This window comes from Ensifer adhaerens (genome assembly GCF_002007205.1).
GTDB classification, from domain to species: Bacteria; Pseudomonadota; Alphaproteobacteria; order Rhizobiales; family Rhizobiaceae; genus Ensifer; species Ensifer adhaerens_D.
Map to the genome: position 1 here is coordinate 48,884 of NZ_LAZS01000008.1, position 15,358 is coordinate 64,241.

Genomic DNA, 15,358 nt, shown 5'->3' on the forward strand with positions numbered 1-15,358 from the left:
GCAGACATCGAAAAATGATTTCAGAGTTTCGGACCGATATGATCGGGGATTGGGCATTGGTAAGGCTTGCCCTCGGTCTTTTCACGCCACTCGGCCTTTGCCCGTGCCAAAAGATCGGCATCGAGGATCAGGTCGAGGCCGGTCGTGGCCAGTGATTTTGCCGCGTGGGCGAAAGCCTTGTGGGCGGCCGGGCTCTTGCCCTGCGCCACTACCTGCCAGGTGTGCGGCGCCGTACCGATCGCCCAGGCGGGCGCCCAGCATTGCGCGGTCGGCGCGATCCAGCTGACGTCGCCGACATCGGTCGAACCGGCGCGGAAATGCGACTGGCCCTCGAAATCGCGAAGGCCGAGATGCAGACCGGTCGAACCGTCCATGCGGCTGTTCGCAAAAACATCGCCCTTGATCTGGTAAAGCCGGATGCTGCTCGAGATTGCTTCCTGCGTCAGCGTCTTCTGGATGTCCTTGGCAAAGGCGATATCGGCCTCGTCGAAGGGAACCGGTCCGAGCGCCACCATGTTGTCGTGGATCGCCGTTTCCAGCGCGATGTTCGGCAGAAGATTGGTCGCCGCGCGGTCGAAGACGATCTCGACCTCGGTTTCCGTCATCATCGCCGCTCCCTTGGCGATGTTGTCGATGCGAGCCGCAAGCGCCAGCGCCTCCGGCATCTGCGGCGCGCGCACGAGATAAAGCGCTTCAGCGCGGGCCTGGACGACGTTTGCCGCCTTGCCGCCGGCGTCGGTGATCGCATAGTGCACGCGGCAATCCTGCGGCATGTGCTCCCGCAGGAAGTTTACGCCGACATTCATCAGTTCCAGCGCGTCGAGCGCGCTGCGGCCAAGATGTGCGCCGTTCGACGCGTGTGCCGCCACGCCCTTGAAGCGGTAGTAGATTTCGAGAACGGCGAGATTGTTGGTCGAACGCACACCGTTGAAAGGCGCGGGGTGCCAGGTCAGCGCCGTATCGACATCGGCAAAGATGCCGGCGCGCGCCATGAAGGTCTTGCCGGATCCGCCTTCCTCGCCAGGGCAGCCATAATAGCGCACGGTGCCCGGCAAGTTGTTTTCCTTGAGGTAGCGGGCAAGCGCAACGGCGGCGAGCAGCGAACCGGTGCCGAGCAGATTGTGACCGCAGCCATGGCCCGTACCGCCCTCAGTGAGCGCTTTCGCCTCGGCGACACCGGCCACCTGGCTCAGACCCGCAAGCGCGTCGAACTCACCAAGAAAGGCGATCACTGGCAGGCCCTGCCCGCTCTCGCCGACGAAGGCGGTATCGATGTCCGCCAGTCCGCGCGACACGCGAAACCCGTGCTTCTCCAGCATGGCGATCTGCGTCGCTACCGACTTTTCCTCATGAAAACTCAGTTCCGCATGGTCCCAGATCGCGTCGCTCATTGCGGCGAATTCGGGCTTCAGCGCTTCGATCGTGTCTACAAGGGCGGTCCGGGCGGCTGGATTTGGCATCAATCATCCTTTTGCGACGGCGCGGGGCGCGGTCGCATCAGCAGTTTTGTCTAAGGAGGTGCGGAGGGCGGCAAACGGCAGCCATCCGCTGGAGAGAAAGGACTACGCCCGCATCAGTCGTCGAGCGTCACTTCCCAGAGGCGGGTGTTCGACTGCCAGACCGGCTGTCCATGCAGCTTCTTGGTGGCGCCCCAGATGTCGACCATGTCGTACATGAAGATGCCGGGGACCTCGTCGAGCATCAGCTGGTGGAACTCGTCGAAGATGGCCTGGCGCTTGGCCTGGTCGGCCTCGACATAGGCCGCCTTCATCAGTTCGACCCCCTTCGGGTTGTCCCACATCAGCGAGGCGTTCTTGTCCTTGTTGCCGACATAGAAGCTGTACATCAGCGCCGGATCGAGACGCGGAGACACCGACTGCGAGATCACCTGGTAGTTGCCGGAACGACGACGATCGACCTGGGTCGCATAATCGAGCACCTCGATCTGCACGTTGAGGCCGACCTGCTGCATCATCGCCTGGGCGATGACGGCAGCCGGGAAGCTCGGCACGTTGCCGCGCTTGTTCGCGATGATGGTGATCGGCTCGCCGTTGTAGCCGGCTTCAGCGAGGTTCTTCTTCGCCTTTTCCAAATCCATCGGGATCTTCTTCTTCTGGACGTCGGAATAGAAGATCGAGTCGGCCGAGACCATCGATGCGTTGGCTTCGCCCGTGCCGTTGGAAACGGCGGCGACGAGCTGATCGAGGTCGAGCGCCTCGGCCATGGCGCGGCGGACCGCGACGTTGCTCAGGATCTTGTCGCGGGTCTGGAAGTAGAGCAGGTTCTTGCCGTTGTTGCGCTTGACGATGAGCTGCATCGTGTCGCTATCCTTGAACTCCGCGATAAGATCGGCCGAGACTTCGGCGGTATCGAGTGCGCCGGAAAGCAGGCCGGTCTTCACGGTCGAGGCGTCCGGGATCACCATGAACTTGATGCCGTCGACGAGCGGCCGCTTCGAGCCGACCATGCCATCGGGCTTGCCGTCATTGACCGGCGAAACATAGTCGGCGTTCTTTTCGAGCCGGACATATTCGCCCTTCTTCCACTCGGCCCACTTGAACGGGCCGGTGCCGATCGGCGCGACATAGGCACCGTCGGCGCCGACGGAATCCTTGGAGACGATGCCGGTATAGCCGCATTCCGGCCGCGCCATCAGGCCGAGGAAGATCGCGGACGGCTTCTCGATGCTCATGGTGACGGTCGAGGCGTCGGCGGCTGCAACGTTTGTGACCTTGATCGACTTGCTGCCGTCGAAGTCGCCGGCGCAGGTCCACTTGGTCTCCGGCTTCATGTAGCGGTTCCAGTTCCAGACCACGTCCTCGGCGGTCAGCGCCTTGCCGTTGTGGAACTTCGCGTCGTCGCGCAGCTTGAAGGTATAGGTGAGGCCATCGGCGGAAACCTCGAAGCTTTTCGCCAGCAACGGCTTCACTTCGCCGTTTTCGGCGTAGCCGACGAGACCTTCGACGATATGGAAGATCACCGAGTCGGTGTTGCCGTCGCGGTTGACGCCGGGCTCGTTGCTGCGGATGTCGGAGCTCTGGGCGACGGTCAGGTCGCGGGCGTGGCCGAGCGCGATCGCGCTCATCAGCATGGTGCCGGCAAGAAGTACGGTTTTCATGGGTTCCTCTCTCTTGTTGTTGGTTGTCGGTTCAAAAGGCGCGCCAGCAGGCCTGCGACAGCTTGCCGATGGTTTCGAGCGCGATGGTGTAGCCGGGCGTGCCGTCGGGCATCAGCGCGGGCACACCGTCGGTAAAGGCGGCGATCGCATAGAGCGGCTTGCCGTCGCGGTAGACGACGCCGGCATCCATGCGGCCGCGTTTGCCGCGACCGCCCTTGCAGGCCGCCACCGTATCGAAGGGCAGCCGCGAACGGATGCCGTAGCGCAGCACCTGGTTCTTCAGGGTTTTCAAGGCAAAGGCGGCAAGCTCGAAGGAGATGCCGAGCTTGGCTGCGGCCGCGGCATCGTTCTCAGCCGCCAGGATAAGTTCCAAGAGCATCACCTGATCGGCCGCCGTCGTCGTCGTGACGTCGGCCAGCGAATGATCGGGTTTGAGCGCCAGCGGCGGGATGAGGAAACGGTGGTGCGTGCCCACCATCCCGAGCGCCTTGCAATAGCCGTCGACCTCTTCGAGCGTCAGCCGCTCGAACACCATCTTGGTGCAGACATTGTCGCTCAACACCATCATGCCGACGATGGCGTCGCGCAGCGAAATGACGATGCCGGGCGTCAGGTAGCGGAACATGCCGCTCGCCACTTCCTGGGCGAGCCGTGCTTCATAGGTGATGCGCTCGTCGAGATTAAGCCGGCCTTCTGCCACCGCCTTCAGCGCCGCCATCATGATCGAGGTCTTGCGGGTGCTCGCCGACGGCGTCTCTTCGCGCTCGCCACGGCCGATCGTTTCGCCGCTCACGAGATTGCGCACCAGGAATCGAGTGACGAAGGGCTCCGCGTCGGCGATCGCGTGGAGTTCGTCCGCGATCGCACCGGTCTTAATTTCCGTGCTCATCTCAGGCCTCCAGTCGCCATTTGAGAGTGACGCCGCCGGTCTGGTTGAGATCGAGCGCCGGGATCGCAGACAAAAGCTTGCGGGTATAGGCCTCCTTCGGCGCATCGAAGATCCGGTCGCGGTCGCCTTCTTCGATGATGCGCCCGTCCTGCATGACGATGACCCGGTCGGCGACCTGCTCGACGACGCCGAGGTCGTGGCTGATGAACAGGCAGGAGAAGCCGTAGCGCTTCTGCAGGTTGGAGAAGAGTTCCAGCACCTGTGCGCGGACCGTGACGTCGAGCGCGGAGACCGGCTCGTCGGCGATCAGGAACTTCGGACGCCTTGCGATGGCGCGGGCAATTGCGACGCGCTGGCGCTGGCCACCGGAAAGTTCATGCGGATAGCGATTGGCGAAATCGGCGCTGAGACCGACTTCCTCAAGCGTTTCAAGCGCACGACGGCGCTTGGCCGGCGTGTCGAGGTCCGGCACCAGCCGCAGCGCTTCTTCGACCAGTGCCTGAATGGTCATGCGCGGATCGAGAGACGAATAGGGATCCTGGAACACCATCTGGCAGTTCAGGCGATAATCGCGCCAGTCGGCGCTACGCTCTCGACCCTGGAACAGGATCTCGCCTTGGCTCTGCGCAACGAGGCCGGCGATCGTTCGCCCGAGCGTCGTCTTGCCGGAACCCGATCCGCCGACGAGCGCCACCACCTCGCCGACATGGATGTCGACGCTGACGCCGTGCAGCGCCCGCTTCGGCTCGTGCCTGCGGAACAGCCCCTTGCGGCCGGGATAGTCGACGACGATGTTGCGCGCAGACACCATCGGCGTGCGGGTCATGTCGAGCTCACGGGCAGCACCCCGGTAGGGCAGCGACGACAGCAGCTTGCGGGTATAGGGATGCTGCGGCGCCTGCAGGATCTCCTCGGTCAGCCCCTGCTCGACGACGACGCCCTTTTCCATCACGACGAAGCGGTTGGTGTAGCGGGCGACCATCGGCAGGTCATGGCTGATGAGCAGCACCGCGGTGCCCTCGGCCTGGGTGAGCTCGACCATCAGCTCCATGACATCGCGCTGGACGACGGCATCGAGCGCCGTCGTCGGCTCGTCAGCGATCAGCAAAGCCGGCTTAAGCAGCATGACGGAGGCCAGCATGATGCGCTGGCGCATGCCGCCCGAAAACTCGTGCGGATAGGCGGTCAGCGCCCGCTCGGGCTCGCGGATGCCGACGCGACCAAGCATCGAGAGGATCGCTGTGCGACGCTCCTCGACCGACATTTTGGTGTGCAGGATCAGGCCTTCTTCGAGCTGCCGGCCGATGGTCATCGACGGATTGAGCGAGGTCATCGGCTCCTGGAAGACGACGCCGACCGCGCCACCGCGAAGCTGGCGCAGGTCCCGGTCCTTCATGCTGAGCACGTCCTTGCCCCGGTAGAGGACCGTGCCGCCGGTATGGCGGACGGCCGGTGGGATGAGGCCAATGATCGCCCGCGTCGCAAGCGTCTTGCCCGAGCCGCTTTCGCCGACGATCCCGACGATTTCGCCCGGAGCGACGTCGAAGCTGACATTCCTGACCACCTGGTTGCCGGTATGGGTGACGGCAAGCGAGAGGCCCTGCACGCTCAGAAGAGGGGGGCTCAGAGGAGTTTTGCCGGTCATTTCAGGCCTCGCATGCGGGGGTCGAGCTTGTCACGGAGCGCATCGCCGAGAAGGTTGATGCCGAGCAAAGTGAGAGCGATGCAGAGACCGGGGAAGAAACCGAGCCAGACGGCCTGTTCGATGAACGGACGGCCGGCGGCGAGCATGTTGCCCCAGGTGGGCGCCGGTGGCGGCACGCCGAGGCCAAGGAAGGAAAGCGCACTTTCCGAGAGGATCGCCCAGCCGAACATCGAGGTCGCAAGCACGGTGATCGGCGCGACGCAGTTGGGCAGGATATGGCGCAGCATCGTGTAGATCTCGCCATTGCCCATGACGCGCGAGGCCTCGATGAACTCGCGTTCCCGCAGCGACAGCACCGCGCCGCGCACCACACGCGCCATCGACGGCGTGTAGGCGATGCCGAGCGCAAAGATGATGCCGTACTGGTTGGCGCCGAAGACGGCGAGCAGGCCGAGCGCAAGCAGGATGCCGGGGAACGCCAAGAGCGCGTTGTTGATCGCCATGATCACGCCGTCGACCCAGCCGCGGGCATAGCCGCTGACGATGCCGATGAAGGTTCCGCAGACGACGGCGAAGGTGACGGTCAGAAAGCCGATCCAGACGCTGGCGCGGGCGCCGACCATCAGGCGGCTCGCGACATCGCGGCCGAACTCGTCGGTGCCGAGCCAGTGGGCGGCACCGGGTGCTGCCAGGCGCGCGGTGAAGCCGAGCGCCATCGGGTCATAGGGCGTCCAGACGAGGCCGATGAGGGCAACGAGCACGAGCAGGCCGATCAGGCCGCCGCCGATGGCGCCGTTGAAAGTGAGCTTTCTCATTCTGCCACCACCCGCGGATCGAAGAGAGGATAGAGAAGGTCGACCACGAGGTTGACGACGACATAGGAGAAGGCGACGAGCAGCAGGCAGCCCTGGATGACAGGGTAGTCGCGCTGGAAGATCGCATCGACCATCAGGCGGCCAAGACCGGGAATGGTGAACACCGTCTCGATCACGGCGATGCCGCCGAGCAGATTGCCGAGGATCAGGCCGATCATCGTCCAGGTCGGGCCGAAGGCGTTCTTGAAGGCGTGGCGCCAGAGGACGGCACTTTCCGAAAGCCCCTTGGCGCGGGCATGGGTGATGTAATCGAGCCGAAGCACTTCGAGCGTGGAGGCGCGCGCCATGCGGATGATCACGCCCATCTCGTGGATGACAAGCGTCATGACCGGCAGCACCAGATAGAGAAGGCCGGCCTTCCAGTTCTCCGAGATCGGCACGTAGCCGAGAACCGGCAGCCAGCCGAGCTTCAAGCCGAAGGCGAGCAACAGCAGAAGACCGAGCCAGAAGGTCGGGATAGACAGAAGCACGGTCGCCGAACCGACGAGCGCAAGATCGGTCAGGCTGTTCTGCCGCCAGGCGGCGATGACGCCGGCCGGCACTGCAATCAGGCTCGCGAGAAACACAGCGATGACGACGACTTCGGCGCTGACGAAAAAGCGGCTGACGACCAGGTGCAGCACCGGCTCGCCGGTGACGATCGACGTACCGAAATCCCCCGAGAGGATATTGCCGGCCCAGATGACGAATTGCTCCGGGATGCTGCGGTCGAGACCGAGTTCCGTGCGCAACGCGGCAATCTGCTGCGGCTCGGCCATATCGCCGAGCATCAGCGCTGCCGGGTCACCGGGAATGAGACGGATGAGCGTGAAGACGGCCACCGAGACGATGACGATCGTCGGTATCGCCATCGCGAGACGATTGAGAATGAACTTGATCATGGGTTCCCCGTACTGAGGCTGGCCGCACGCGTTACCGCGATTCTCCCGCCCGTCGGCTCTTGTTGCAGGAACTATGATCGATTGGAAAAAACCGCGCAATATTATGAGTAAACGTCATACCTCTATGAAAACGGCATGCAACTCCAACGCGGCCGGATAGACGCTTCCCGGCTGCTTGCTGGCAACGAACCTGCGCGATCGCGCCAGCTTTCGTTACGTCAGATGAAGAAAATCGGCGAGCTCGCGGGCGGCTGCACCTCCCGCCCGGTTCGCACCGATGGTGGAAGCCGACGGCCCGTAACCGACGAGGTGGATCCGCGGATCTTTCGCCACCTGCGTCGCCAACCGACCGGTCATCAGGATACCGCCGTCAACATTGCGCAATTGGAGCGGCGCCAGGTGATCGAGCGCGCTTCTGAAGCCGGTGCTCCAGAGAATGACGTCGACGGCCAGTTCGCGCCCGTCGGCCCAGCGCACGCCGTGTTCGGTCATTTCGGTAAACATCGGCTGGCGCTTAAGCACGCCGCGTGCGCGTGCTGCAATGATCGCAGGCGTCACCGGAATGCCGGTCACCGAGACGACCGAGCCCGGCGGCAGGCCGCGGCGGACGCGATCCTCGACCATCGCCACGGCGGCACGTCCAACCTCTGGCGTAAACGGCTCGTCGCGAAAGGCAGGCTCCTCCCGTGTTACCCATGTGGTCGACGTCACCTGCGATATTTCATCGAGCAGCTGGATGGCGGAGATACCGCCCCCGACGACCAGCACATGCTGCCCCGCAAACTGCCCGGCCGACTGATAGTCCTTCGTGTGCAGCTGGCGTCCCCTGAAGCGTTCCGCGCCCGGATAGGGCGGAACATAGGGGGCCTCCCAGGTGCCGGTCGCGTTGATGATGCCGCGGGCGGCGTAGGCGCCGTCATCGGTCTCGACCCTGAAGCGTTCGCCCCGCTCGCACACGACCTTGACGGCCACCGGCCGGCGGACCGGGAGGTCGAACGCCTTCTCGTAGGCGCCGTAATATTGCGGCACCGCGACGGCCGCGTGGACCTCGCCCTTGCTGGTATCTGCCGCTTCGGAGAATTTCATGCCGGGAAGATCGTGAATTCCGTTGACGGTATTCAGGGTCAGCGACGGCCAGCGAAACTGCCAGGCCCCGCCCGGCTGCGGCGACCGATCGATGACGACATATTGCCTGTGAGGCGCCAGACCGAGCCGGCCCAGATGGTAGGCAGAGGATAGTCCCGCCTGCCCTGCGCCGATGACGACGATGTCGATCTTGCGAGCCACGCGCGCATGCGTTTCGACATCGACGGACGGAGCGGCATCCGTCATGGTGCGGCCCGAAGCGAAAGCCGGACAGTCCTTGCCAGATCATCCACGGCGGCGGCCCTACGCGATCGCCGCTGCGAAGATCGCCGCAAGCTTTTCGATACCGATCTGGTCGTCGTGGTCGAAGCGCGCAGGCTCCGGGCTGTCGAGATCGATGACGCCGATCACCCGCCCTTCACGCCGGACCGGAACGACGAGTTCCGAGCGCGAGGCCGCATCGCAGGCGATGTGGCCCGGAAAGGCATGGACGTCTTCCACGAGGATCGAGCGGCCTTCCTTGACGGCCGTGCCGCAGACGCCACGGCCGACGGCGATCCGCACACAGGCAGGCTTGCCCTGGAACGGCCCGAGCACGAGTTCGTCGTCGGTTTCGAGGAAATAGAACCCCGCCCAATTGAGGCTCGGCATGGCCTGGAACATCAGCGCCGACGTATTGGCCGCGTTGGCGATCAGGTTCGGCTCGCCGTGAAGCAGCGATTCGAGCTGCTGGGCCAGCTCCGCGTAGAAAGCGCTCTTGTCGCCTGTGTCGATTGCGGCTGCGTGAAACATGATCCTATCCACTCTTCTGTTCGTCTCGGCCGAAAATGTAGTGTCGCGCCCGCCATGTTGCCAATGGCGCCATGTCCACAGCCGACAGGCCATCTTCTCACGGCTGCTGCGAAGCGGCGACCTGCCTTTTCAGGCAGTCAATCATGGCTTGGGCTGCGAGCGACAGCGGAACGCCGGCCGCCGTCGCGACGCCGAAATCCTGGGTGAGGTGCGGCGAAAAAGGACGGATCTCGATCGGCAGATGGCGATGCAGATTGGCAAAGAAACTGCTGATGATGGCGACCCCAAGGCCGTGGGCTGCGTAGGCGCAGGCCGAGCTGTTGCTGTGGGTCTCGATCTTGACCTTTTGCGGCACGCCGGCCTTGCGGAAGATCTCGTCGAGCATGACCCGCGTCGGCCGGCGGCGGCCGATCAGGATCAAGGGCACGCCGCGCAGTTCCTTCGGCGTCACTGTTTCGTGTACCGCCAGGGCGTGCCCCTTTTGGATCACGCAGACGCTGAGGCCGGTGGCCACCGGCTGCATCTCGATGCCCGCGCTCAATTGCCCCTCGTAACGCAGGAAGCCGAAATCGATGATGCGCTGCTCGACCAGCCGGGCGATCGCAACGGTCGTGTCGAAGAAGGTTTCGACGCGCACGCCGGGAAAATCCTTGGCATAGTCGGCGAGCATCGCCGGGGCGAAGGTTTCGGACATGCTGTTCGGCAGGCCGATGCGCACAACTTCCGGCCCGACCGCGCCGCTGCGCAGATCCTGGGCCAGATTGGTGAAGCGGTCGATGCCGAGCAAGATATGCTCCGCATCCTCGGCGAGCTTCATCGCCTCGGGCGTGGCAATCAGCCGGCCCTTGTCGCGGGCAAAGAGCGTCAGCGACAGCTCTTCCTCAAGCTGCTGCAACAGCCGGCTCACGCCGGACTGGCTGAGCCCCATGGTCTTGGCAGCCGCAATCGTCGATCCGGTCGCCAAAAGCGTGCGCAGCACTTCCAATTGTCGAAAATTCACGCCGCCCCCCCCGGTCCGCTCGAATATCCGCTTGATCTCCCACCGTGTTTACGGGAAGGCGATGCTTCAAGGAAGGGGTCGGCAAGGTGCGGGAAAATCCGTGACGGGGCCCCGCCGGGAACGAGGAGCGCGCACGCGCGCTCCCCTGAGGTCACCGGTCTCACGCGTTGGCGTGGACCGGATGGTTGAAGCGGTCGGCGAAGATCTCGATCGAGCCGCGACCGAAGCTGCGCAGCTGCCGCCGCGTCAGCACCGACATGACACGCGCCGCCGTCGAGACGGTCATGGCGTCGAGCGGCCCTTCTCCGCTCCACGGCTTGTTCAGCCGGTCGGTTACGATGCCGATGAGGTTTGCCGGCATAATGTCGGTGCAAGGTTTCATCCAGTCGAAGACCTCGCTGATGGGAATGCGCTTGCCTTCGAACGCAACGATGGGCTCGGGCATGTTGGCGCCCCAGTCATCATAGGCCTCCAGAGCATCACGAAACAGGTTCTGCAGCGTGATGGAGGCGTGCCCTTCATGGAGAGCAGGCAGGAAATTCGTCATTTGTGTCTCCTTCAGTGGTTAAGGCCGGGAAACGCGAATGGCCAATTCTGTCAGCATATGTTTGTGTTCGTGCCGGGTGGCCGATACTCTGGGGCCACGCGACTGGGTCAAACTGCAGGCGATGAGGCAAATGCGCAAATCGGGTGATGGTTCCCTGAGCCGCAGTCAATTTTTGCGAGAAATCGACAGGCATACACGTCGCCTACCGTCGCCGGAGTCCTCTTCCCCGGCCTTCCCCCGAATCGATTTTACCCATTCAGCCCCGAAGGTAAACACCAAGTCGCCATCAAGGCCGAAACGAAATACTCAAATCGATAATTTCTATAGAATATACTATCTTACCCGATCAGGCCAGATAATTCACTGATATGCACCTCAATCGACAGGGAGCAGTCACATGGGAACGATCTCGCGGCTTTCCGAGAAAACAAGAGCCCCGGCGCACCGGATCGAAAGCGAAGAGGAAGCGCTGTCGATCGCGCGTGAGCTGGCGGCGGAATTTGCGGGGAGCGCCAACGAGCGGGACACGGATCGCATTCTGCCGTTCGACGAGCTCGATGCGCTCGCCCAATCCGGCCTGCTGGCGATCACCGTGCCGCCGGAATATGATGGCATAGACGTCTCTAATGCCGTTCTTGCCGAGATTACCGCCATCCTTTCGGAAGCGGATTCCTCGATCGGCCAGATCCCTCAGAACCATTTCTACATACTCGAGGCGCTGCGCACCGATGGCACCGAGGAGCAGAAGGCATTTTTCTTCGGCCGGGCGCTTGCCGGCGACCGTTTCGGCAACGCCCTTTCCGAGCGCGGCACGAAGACCGTGGGCGACTATGAGACCCGGCTTTCCCCCGACGGCCCCGGCTTCCGGCTGAACGGGCGCAAGTATTATTCGACCGGCGTGCTCTTTGCAGAATGGGTCGTCGTCTTCGCCCTCGATCCGAACGACAAGCTGACCATGGCTTTCGTGCCGCGCGGCGCCGAAGGGTTGCAGATCATCGACGATTGGGACAGCTTCGGCCAGCGCACGACCGGCAGCGGCACGACCGTGCTGCAGAATGTCTATGTGGCGGCCGATGCGGTGGTTCGCCACCACCGCGGTTTCGAACGGCCGACGACGATCGGCTCCGTCGGCCAGATCATCCATGCCGGCATCGACCTCGGTATCGCGCGGGCGGCCTTTGCCGAAACCCTCGATTTTGTCCGCAATCATACCCGTCCCTGGATGGACAGCGGCGTCGAACGGGCGGCCGACGATCCGCTGACGATCGCCCGCATCGGCCAGCTCGCCATCCGTCTGGAAGCGGCAACCGCAACCGTCGAGCGCGCCGGCAAGAAGGTCGACGTCGCCCAGATCAACGGCACCGAAGAAAGCGTCGTCGAAGCGACGCTTGCCGTTGCCGCGGCAAAGGTCCTGACCACCGAAATCGCGCTCGAAACGAGCAATACGCTCTTCGAACTCGCAGGCACCGCATCGACGAAGATCGGCCTCAACCTCGACCGCCATTGGCGAAACGCCCGCACCCACACGCTGCACGACCCGGTACGCTGGAAGCATCATGTCGTCGGCAACTATCACCTGAACGGCGTCAAGCCGCCGAAGACCGGCGCACTCTGAGCCCAACGACCACGCGCGAACAGCCCGAGGCGTGACCGACGCTCCGGACAACGCCCAACCTTGCCCGAAGGAGAGCCCCATGGGCCGCGAGATCCGGCTGAATGCCTTTGACATGAACTGCGTCGGCCATCAGTCGCCGGGGCTCTGGACCCACCCGCGCGACCAGTCCTGGCGCTACAAGGATCTGGACTACTGGGTGCATCTGGCGAAAACGCTCGAGCGCGGCAGGTTCGACGGCCTGTTCATCGCCGACGTGCTCGGCGTCTATGACGTGCTGAACGGCAACGCAGACGCAGCCCTTCGGCATTCGGCCCAGGTACCGGTCAACGACCCGCTGCAGCTGGTTCCGACCATGGCCTACGAGACCGAACATCTCGGCTTCGGCCTGACGGCGTCGCTCTCCTTCGAGCACCCCTATACCTTCGCCCGCCGCATCTCGACCCTCGATCACCTCACCAAGGGCCGAGTGGGCTGGAACATCGTCACTTCCTACCTCAACAGCGGCGCACTCAACATCGGCCAGGCGCAGCAGGCGCGCCACGACGACCGCTATGATCTCGCAGAGGAATATCTGGAGGTCTGCTACAAGCTCTGGGAAGGAAGCTGGGAAGAGGGCGCGGTCGTCCGCGACCGGGCAACCGGCACTTTCACCCATCCCGACAAGGTGCACCCGATCAACCACCACGGCCGCCACTTCACCGTTCCCGGCATTCACCTCAGCGAACCGTCGCCTCAGCGCACGCCGGTGCTCTACCAGGCCGGTTCTTCGAGCCGCGGCAAGGACTTTGCCGGGGCACACGCAGAATGCATCTTCGTCGCCGCGCCATCCAAAACCGTATTGAAGCGCTATGTCGCCAATGTCCGCGAGGCAGCCGCGCGCGCCGGTCGCAACCCACGCGAAATCTTCGCCTTCAATCTGCAGACGGTGATCCTCGGCGAAACCGACGCGGAGGCGAAGAAGAAGTTCGACGAGTATCGCAGCCACGTCTCCTACGAGGGTGCCCTGGCGTTGATCTCCGGCTGGACCGGCATCGATTTCGGCCAGTTCGCCCCGGACGAGCCGCTTCGCCACCGCTACACCAACGCGGTGCAATCGGCCGTCGAGACCTTTACGACCATCGACCCGGACCGGGTGTGGACCGTGCGCGAAATGGCCGACTGGGTGGGCATCGGCGGCTTCGGCCCCGTCTTCGTCGGCTCGCCCTCGACGGTCGCGGATCTCCTGCAGGAATGGGTCGAGGATACCGATGTCGACGGTTTCAACCTTGCCTATGCCGTCACGCCCGGGACCTTCGAAGACGCCGTCGACCTGCTGGTGCCGGAACTGCAAAGGCGCGGCGTCTACAAGACCGGCTACTGCGAAGGCACGCTCCGGGAAAAGCTCTTCGGGGCCGGTCCAAGGCTTGCAGCGCCGCACCCGGGCGCCGGCTATCGCGACCTCGCCGGGCAGCGGCAGGCGATCGCGGCCTCCGCTTAAGCGAAGACATCAAAGAAACGCCGCCGGAACTTTTGTTCAGGCGGCGTTTTTCTAGGCGCAGTCACCCTGTGCGTCAGGTTCAGCTATAGAGGCTTACCGGCGGGATCCGTCCGTTGAGCGCAAAGTCGCCCACCTCGCGGGCCTTGTAGGCGACCGGATCGTGCAGCGTGTGGGTGCGGACATTGCGCCAGTAGCGGTCGAAGCGATAGTGCCCGGCCGTCGCGCGTGCGCCCATCAATTCGAACACCCTTGTCGTCACGTCGAGCGCCACGTGGGTGGAATGCACCTTGGCCGCATAGGCCTCGATCGCCGCCGCGCCGCGCGCCTCGGCCGTTATTGAGCTACCCTCGGACAGGGCCGCTTCGACCGCTACCGCAGCCGTATCAGCGAGCGCAACCGACGCCTTCAGGTTCGACTGGAGCTCGCCGATCGCTTCGAGAATGTAGGGGTCGTCGCTGGCGCGCTCGACACCGGACGTCACCCAGGGACGCGTCGTGCTGCGGACGTAGTCGAGCGCCGACGCGAGCGCACCTTCGGCCGTGCCGAGATAGAAATTGACGAAGACGAGCTGGATCAGCGGCGTGTTGAAGGTCGCCAGCGCCGGTGGCGGATCGGAAGGATCGGCAAGCGGCTGGATGAAGTCTCGTCCATAGACCGGAAAGTCACGGAACTCGACGCTGCCGCTGTCCGACAGGCGCTGGCCGATATTGTCCCAGTCGTCGTTGACGACATAGCCCGGCCGATCCGTCGGCACGACGAAGTTGGCAATCTTGCCGTCGAGCACTGCATTGACGTTGATGCGGTCGGAAACATGCGCGCCGGTCGAGAACGTCTTGCGGCCGTTGAGCACGTAATGTGCCCCACGCCGATCCAGCGTCAGACCGGGGTCACGCGGGTTGACGGCAGCACCCCAGTAGAGCTGCCGTTCGACCGTCTCGGCACCCAGCACCCAGGCCTGCCGCGGATCGGCCGCGGCCCAATAGACGTATTGGCTGTTGACGTAGTGGTAGCCCAGAAGTTGCCCGATCGAGCTTTCGCCGCGCGCGATGATGCGCACCAGCCGCAGCCCGTCGACCCAACTCAAACCCGCCCCGCCGATCTCCAGCGAATGCAGGGCGGTCAGGAGGCCGGCCCGGCGCAGCGCCTCGACCTCCTCGCGCGGCGGCGCGCCCACCCGGTCAAGTTCGGCGCCCCGCCGGGCAAGATCCTGTGACAGCGCTTCGGCGCGGGCAAACAGGTCCCGCCGCCTTTCGTCATGTTCGGCATTCACCGGCGCCTGTTCCCTGAGGAAGTGTACGTTGCTCATCCGCCTCTCCTTGGTTGAGGCGTAATAATGAACTTATTCTATAGACAATAACAGCAAACAGTTTCCGACTTCGGCGGGAGCCCGAGAAAGTCCTACCGGCCGCGATAACGCTGGCGCCTGGCTCAGG

Annotated in this window: 13 protein-coding genes; 2 read left to right on the forward strand and 11 right to left on the reverse strand. The window is 63.8% G+C overall.

The genetic code is table 11. The features are described 5' to 3' along the window. Positions 1-20: 20 nt before the first annotated feature. From XB14_RS18605 to XB14_RS18650, 10 genes are all read right to left on the reverse strand, one after another. Entirely contained in the window at positions 21-1,460 is a 1,440-nt protein-coding gene (locus tag XB14_RS18605; RefSeq protein ID WP_077963096.1) for a M20 family metallopeptidase, read from the reverse strand. 113 nt (positions 1,461-1,573) lie between these two features. Then, a complete protein-coding gene (locus tag XB14_RS18610) occupies positions 1,574-3,118 on the reverse strand; it encodes an ABC transporter substrate-binding protein (protein ID WP_077963097.1) in 1,545 nt (514 codons plus the stop codon). A 31-nt stretch (positions 3,119-3,149) separates the two neighbouring features. Then, the gene (locus tag XB14_RS18615; protein ID WP_077963098.1) at positions 3,150-4,007 is read right to left on the reverse strand and encodes a serine hydrolase; all 858 of its coding nucleotides are present in this window, start codon (positions 4,005-4,007) and stop codon (positions 3,150-3,152) included. A 1-nt stretch (position 4,008) separates the two neighbouring features. Continuing rightward, positions 4,009-5,652 carry an ABC transporter ATP-binding protein gene (locus XB14_RS18620; RefSeq protein ID WP_077963099.1) on the reverse strand — a complete coding sequence of 548 codons (1,644 nt, stop codon included), beginning with the start codon at positions 5,650-5,652 and terminating at the stop codon, positions 4,009-4,011. Further along, positions 5,649-6,467 carry an ABC transporter permease gene (locus XB14_RS18625; protein ID WP_077963100.1) on the reverse strand — a complete coding sequence of 273 codons (819 nt, stop codon included), beginning with the start codon at positions 6,465-6,467 and terminating at the stop codon, positions 5,649-5,651. The genes XB14_RS18620 and XB14_RS18625 overlap by 4 nt, the downstream gene beginning before the upstream one ends. Continuing rightward, entirely contained in the window at positions 6,464-7,408 is a 945-nt protein-coding gene (locus XB14_RS18630; protein ID WP_077963101.1) for an ABC transporter permease, read from the reverse strand. Before XB14_RS18630 ends, XB14_RS18625 begins: the two co-directional genes overlap by 4 nt. Positions 7,409-7,621: 213 nt before the next feature. Further along, positions 7,622-8,740, reverse strand: a complete 1,119-nt coding sequence (locus tag XB14_RS18635) for an NAD(P)-binding domain-containing protein (protein WP_077963102.1) — start codon at positions 8,738-8,740, stop codon at positions 7,622-7,624. 57 nt (positions 8,741-8,797) lie between these two features. After that, complete coding sequence (locus XB14_RS18640; protein ID WP_077963103.1) at positions 8,798-9,286, reverse strand: GAF domain-containing protein; 489 nt, start codon at positions 9,284-9,286, stop codon at positions 8,798-8,800. 97 nt (positions 9,287-9,383) lie between these two features. Then, positions 9,384-10,286: a LysR family transcriptional regulator gene (locus XB14_RS18645; RefSeq protein WP_077963104.1), complete on the reverse strand. Its 903-nt coding sequence runs from the start codon at positions 10,284-10,286 to the stop codon at positions 9,384-9,386. A gap of 160 nt (positions 10,287-10,446) precedes the next feature. After that, positions 10,447-10,833 carry a hypothetical protein gene (locus XB14_RS18650; RefSeq protein ID WP_077963105.1) on the reverse strand — a complete coding sequence of 129 codons (387 nt, stop codon included), beginning with the start codon at positions 10,831-10,833 and terminating at the stop codon, positions 10,447-10,449. Between the two features lie 397 nt (positions 10,834-11,230). Between XB14_RS18650 and XB14_RS18655 the strand changes: the two genes are divergently transcribed. Beyond that, on the forward strand, positions 11,231-12,448 hold the full coding sequence (locus tag XB14_RS18655) for an SfnB family sulfur acquisition oxidoreductase (protein ID WP_077963106.1): 1,218 nt from the start codon (positions 11,231-11,233) through the stop codon (positions 12,446-12,448). Between the two features lie 79 nt (positions 12,449-12,527). After that, positions 12,528-13,925, forward strand: coding sequence for an LLM class flavin-dependent oxidoreductase (locus tag XB14_RS18660; RefSeq protein ID WP_077963107.1), 1,398 nt, complete (start codon positions 12,528-12,530; stop codon positions 13,923-13,925). A 79-nt stretch (positions 13,926-14,004) separates the two neighbouring features. Here the strand turns inward: XB14_RS18660 and XB14_RS18665 are convergent, their stop codons facing one another. After that, entirely contained in the window at positions 14,005-15,231 is a 1,227-nt protein-coding gene (locus tag XB14_RS18665; RefSeq protein ID WP_077963108.1) for an acyl-CoA dehydrogenase family protein, read from the reverse strand. Between the last annotated feature and the right edge of the window lie 127 nt (positions 15,232-15,358).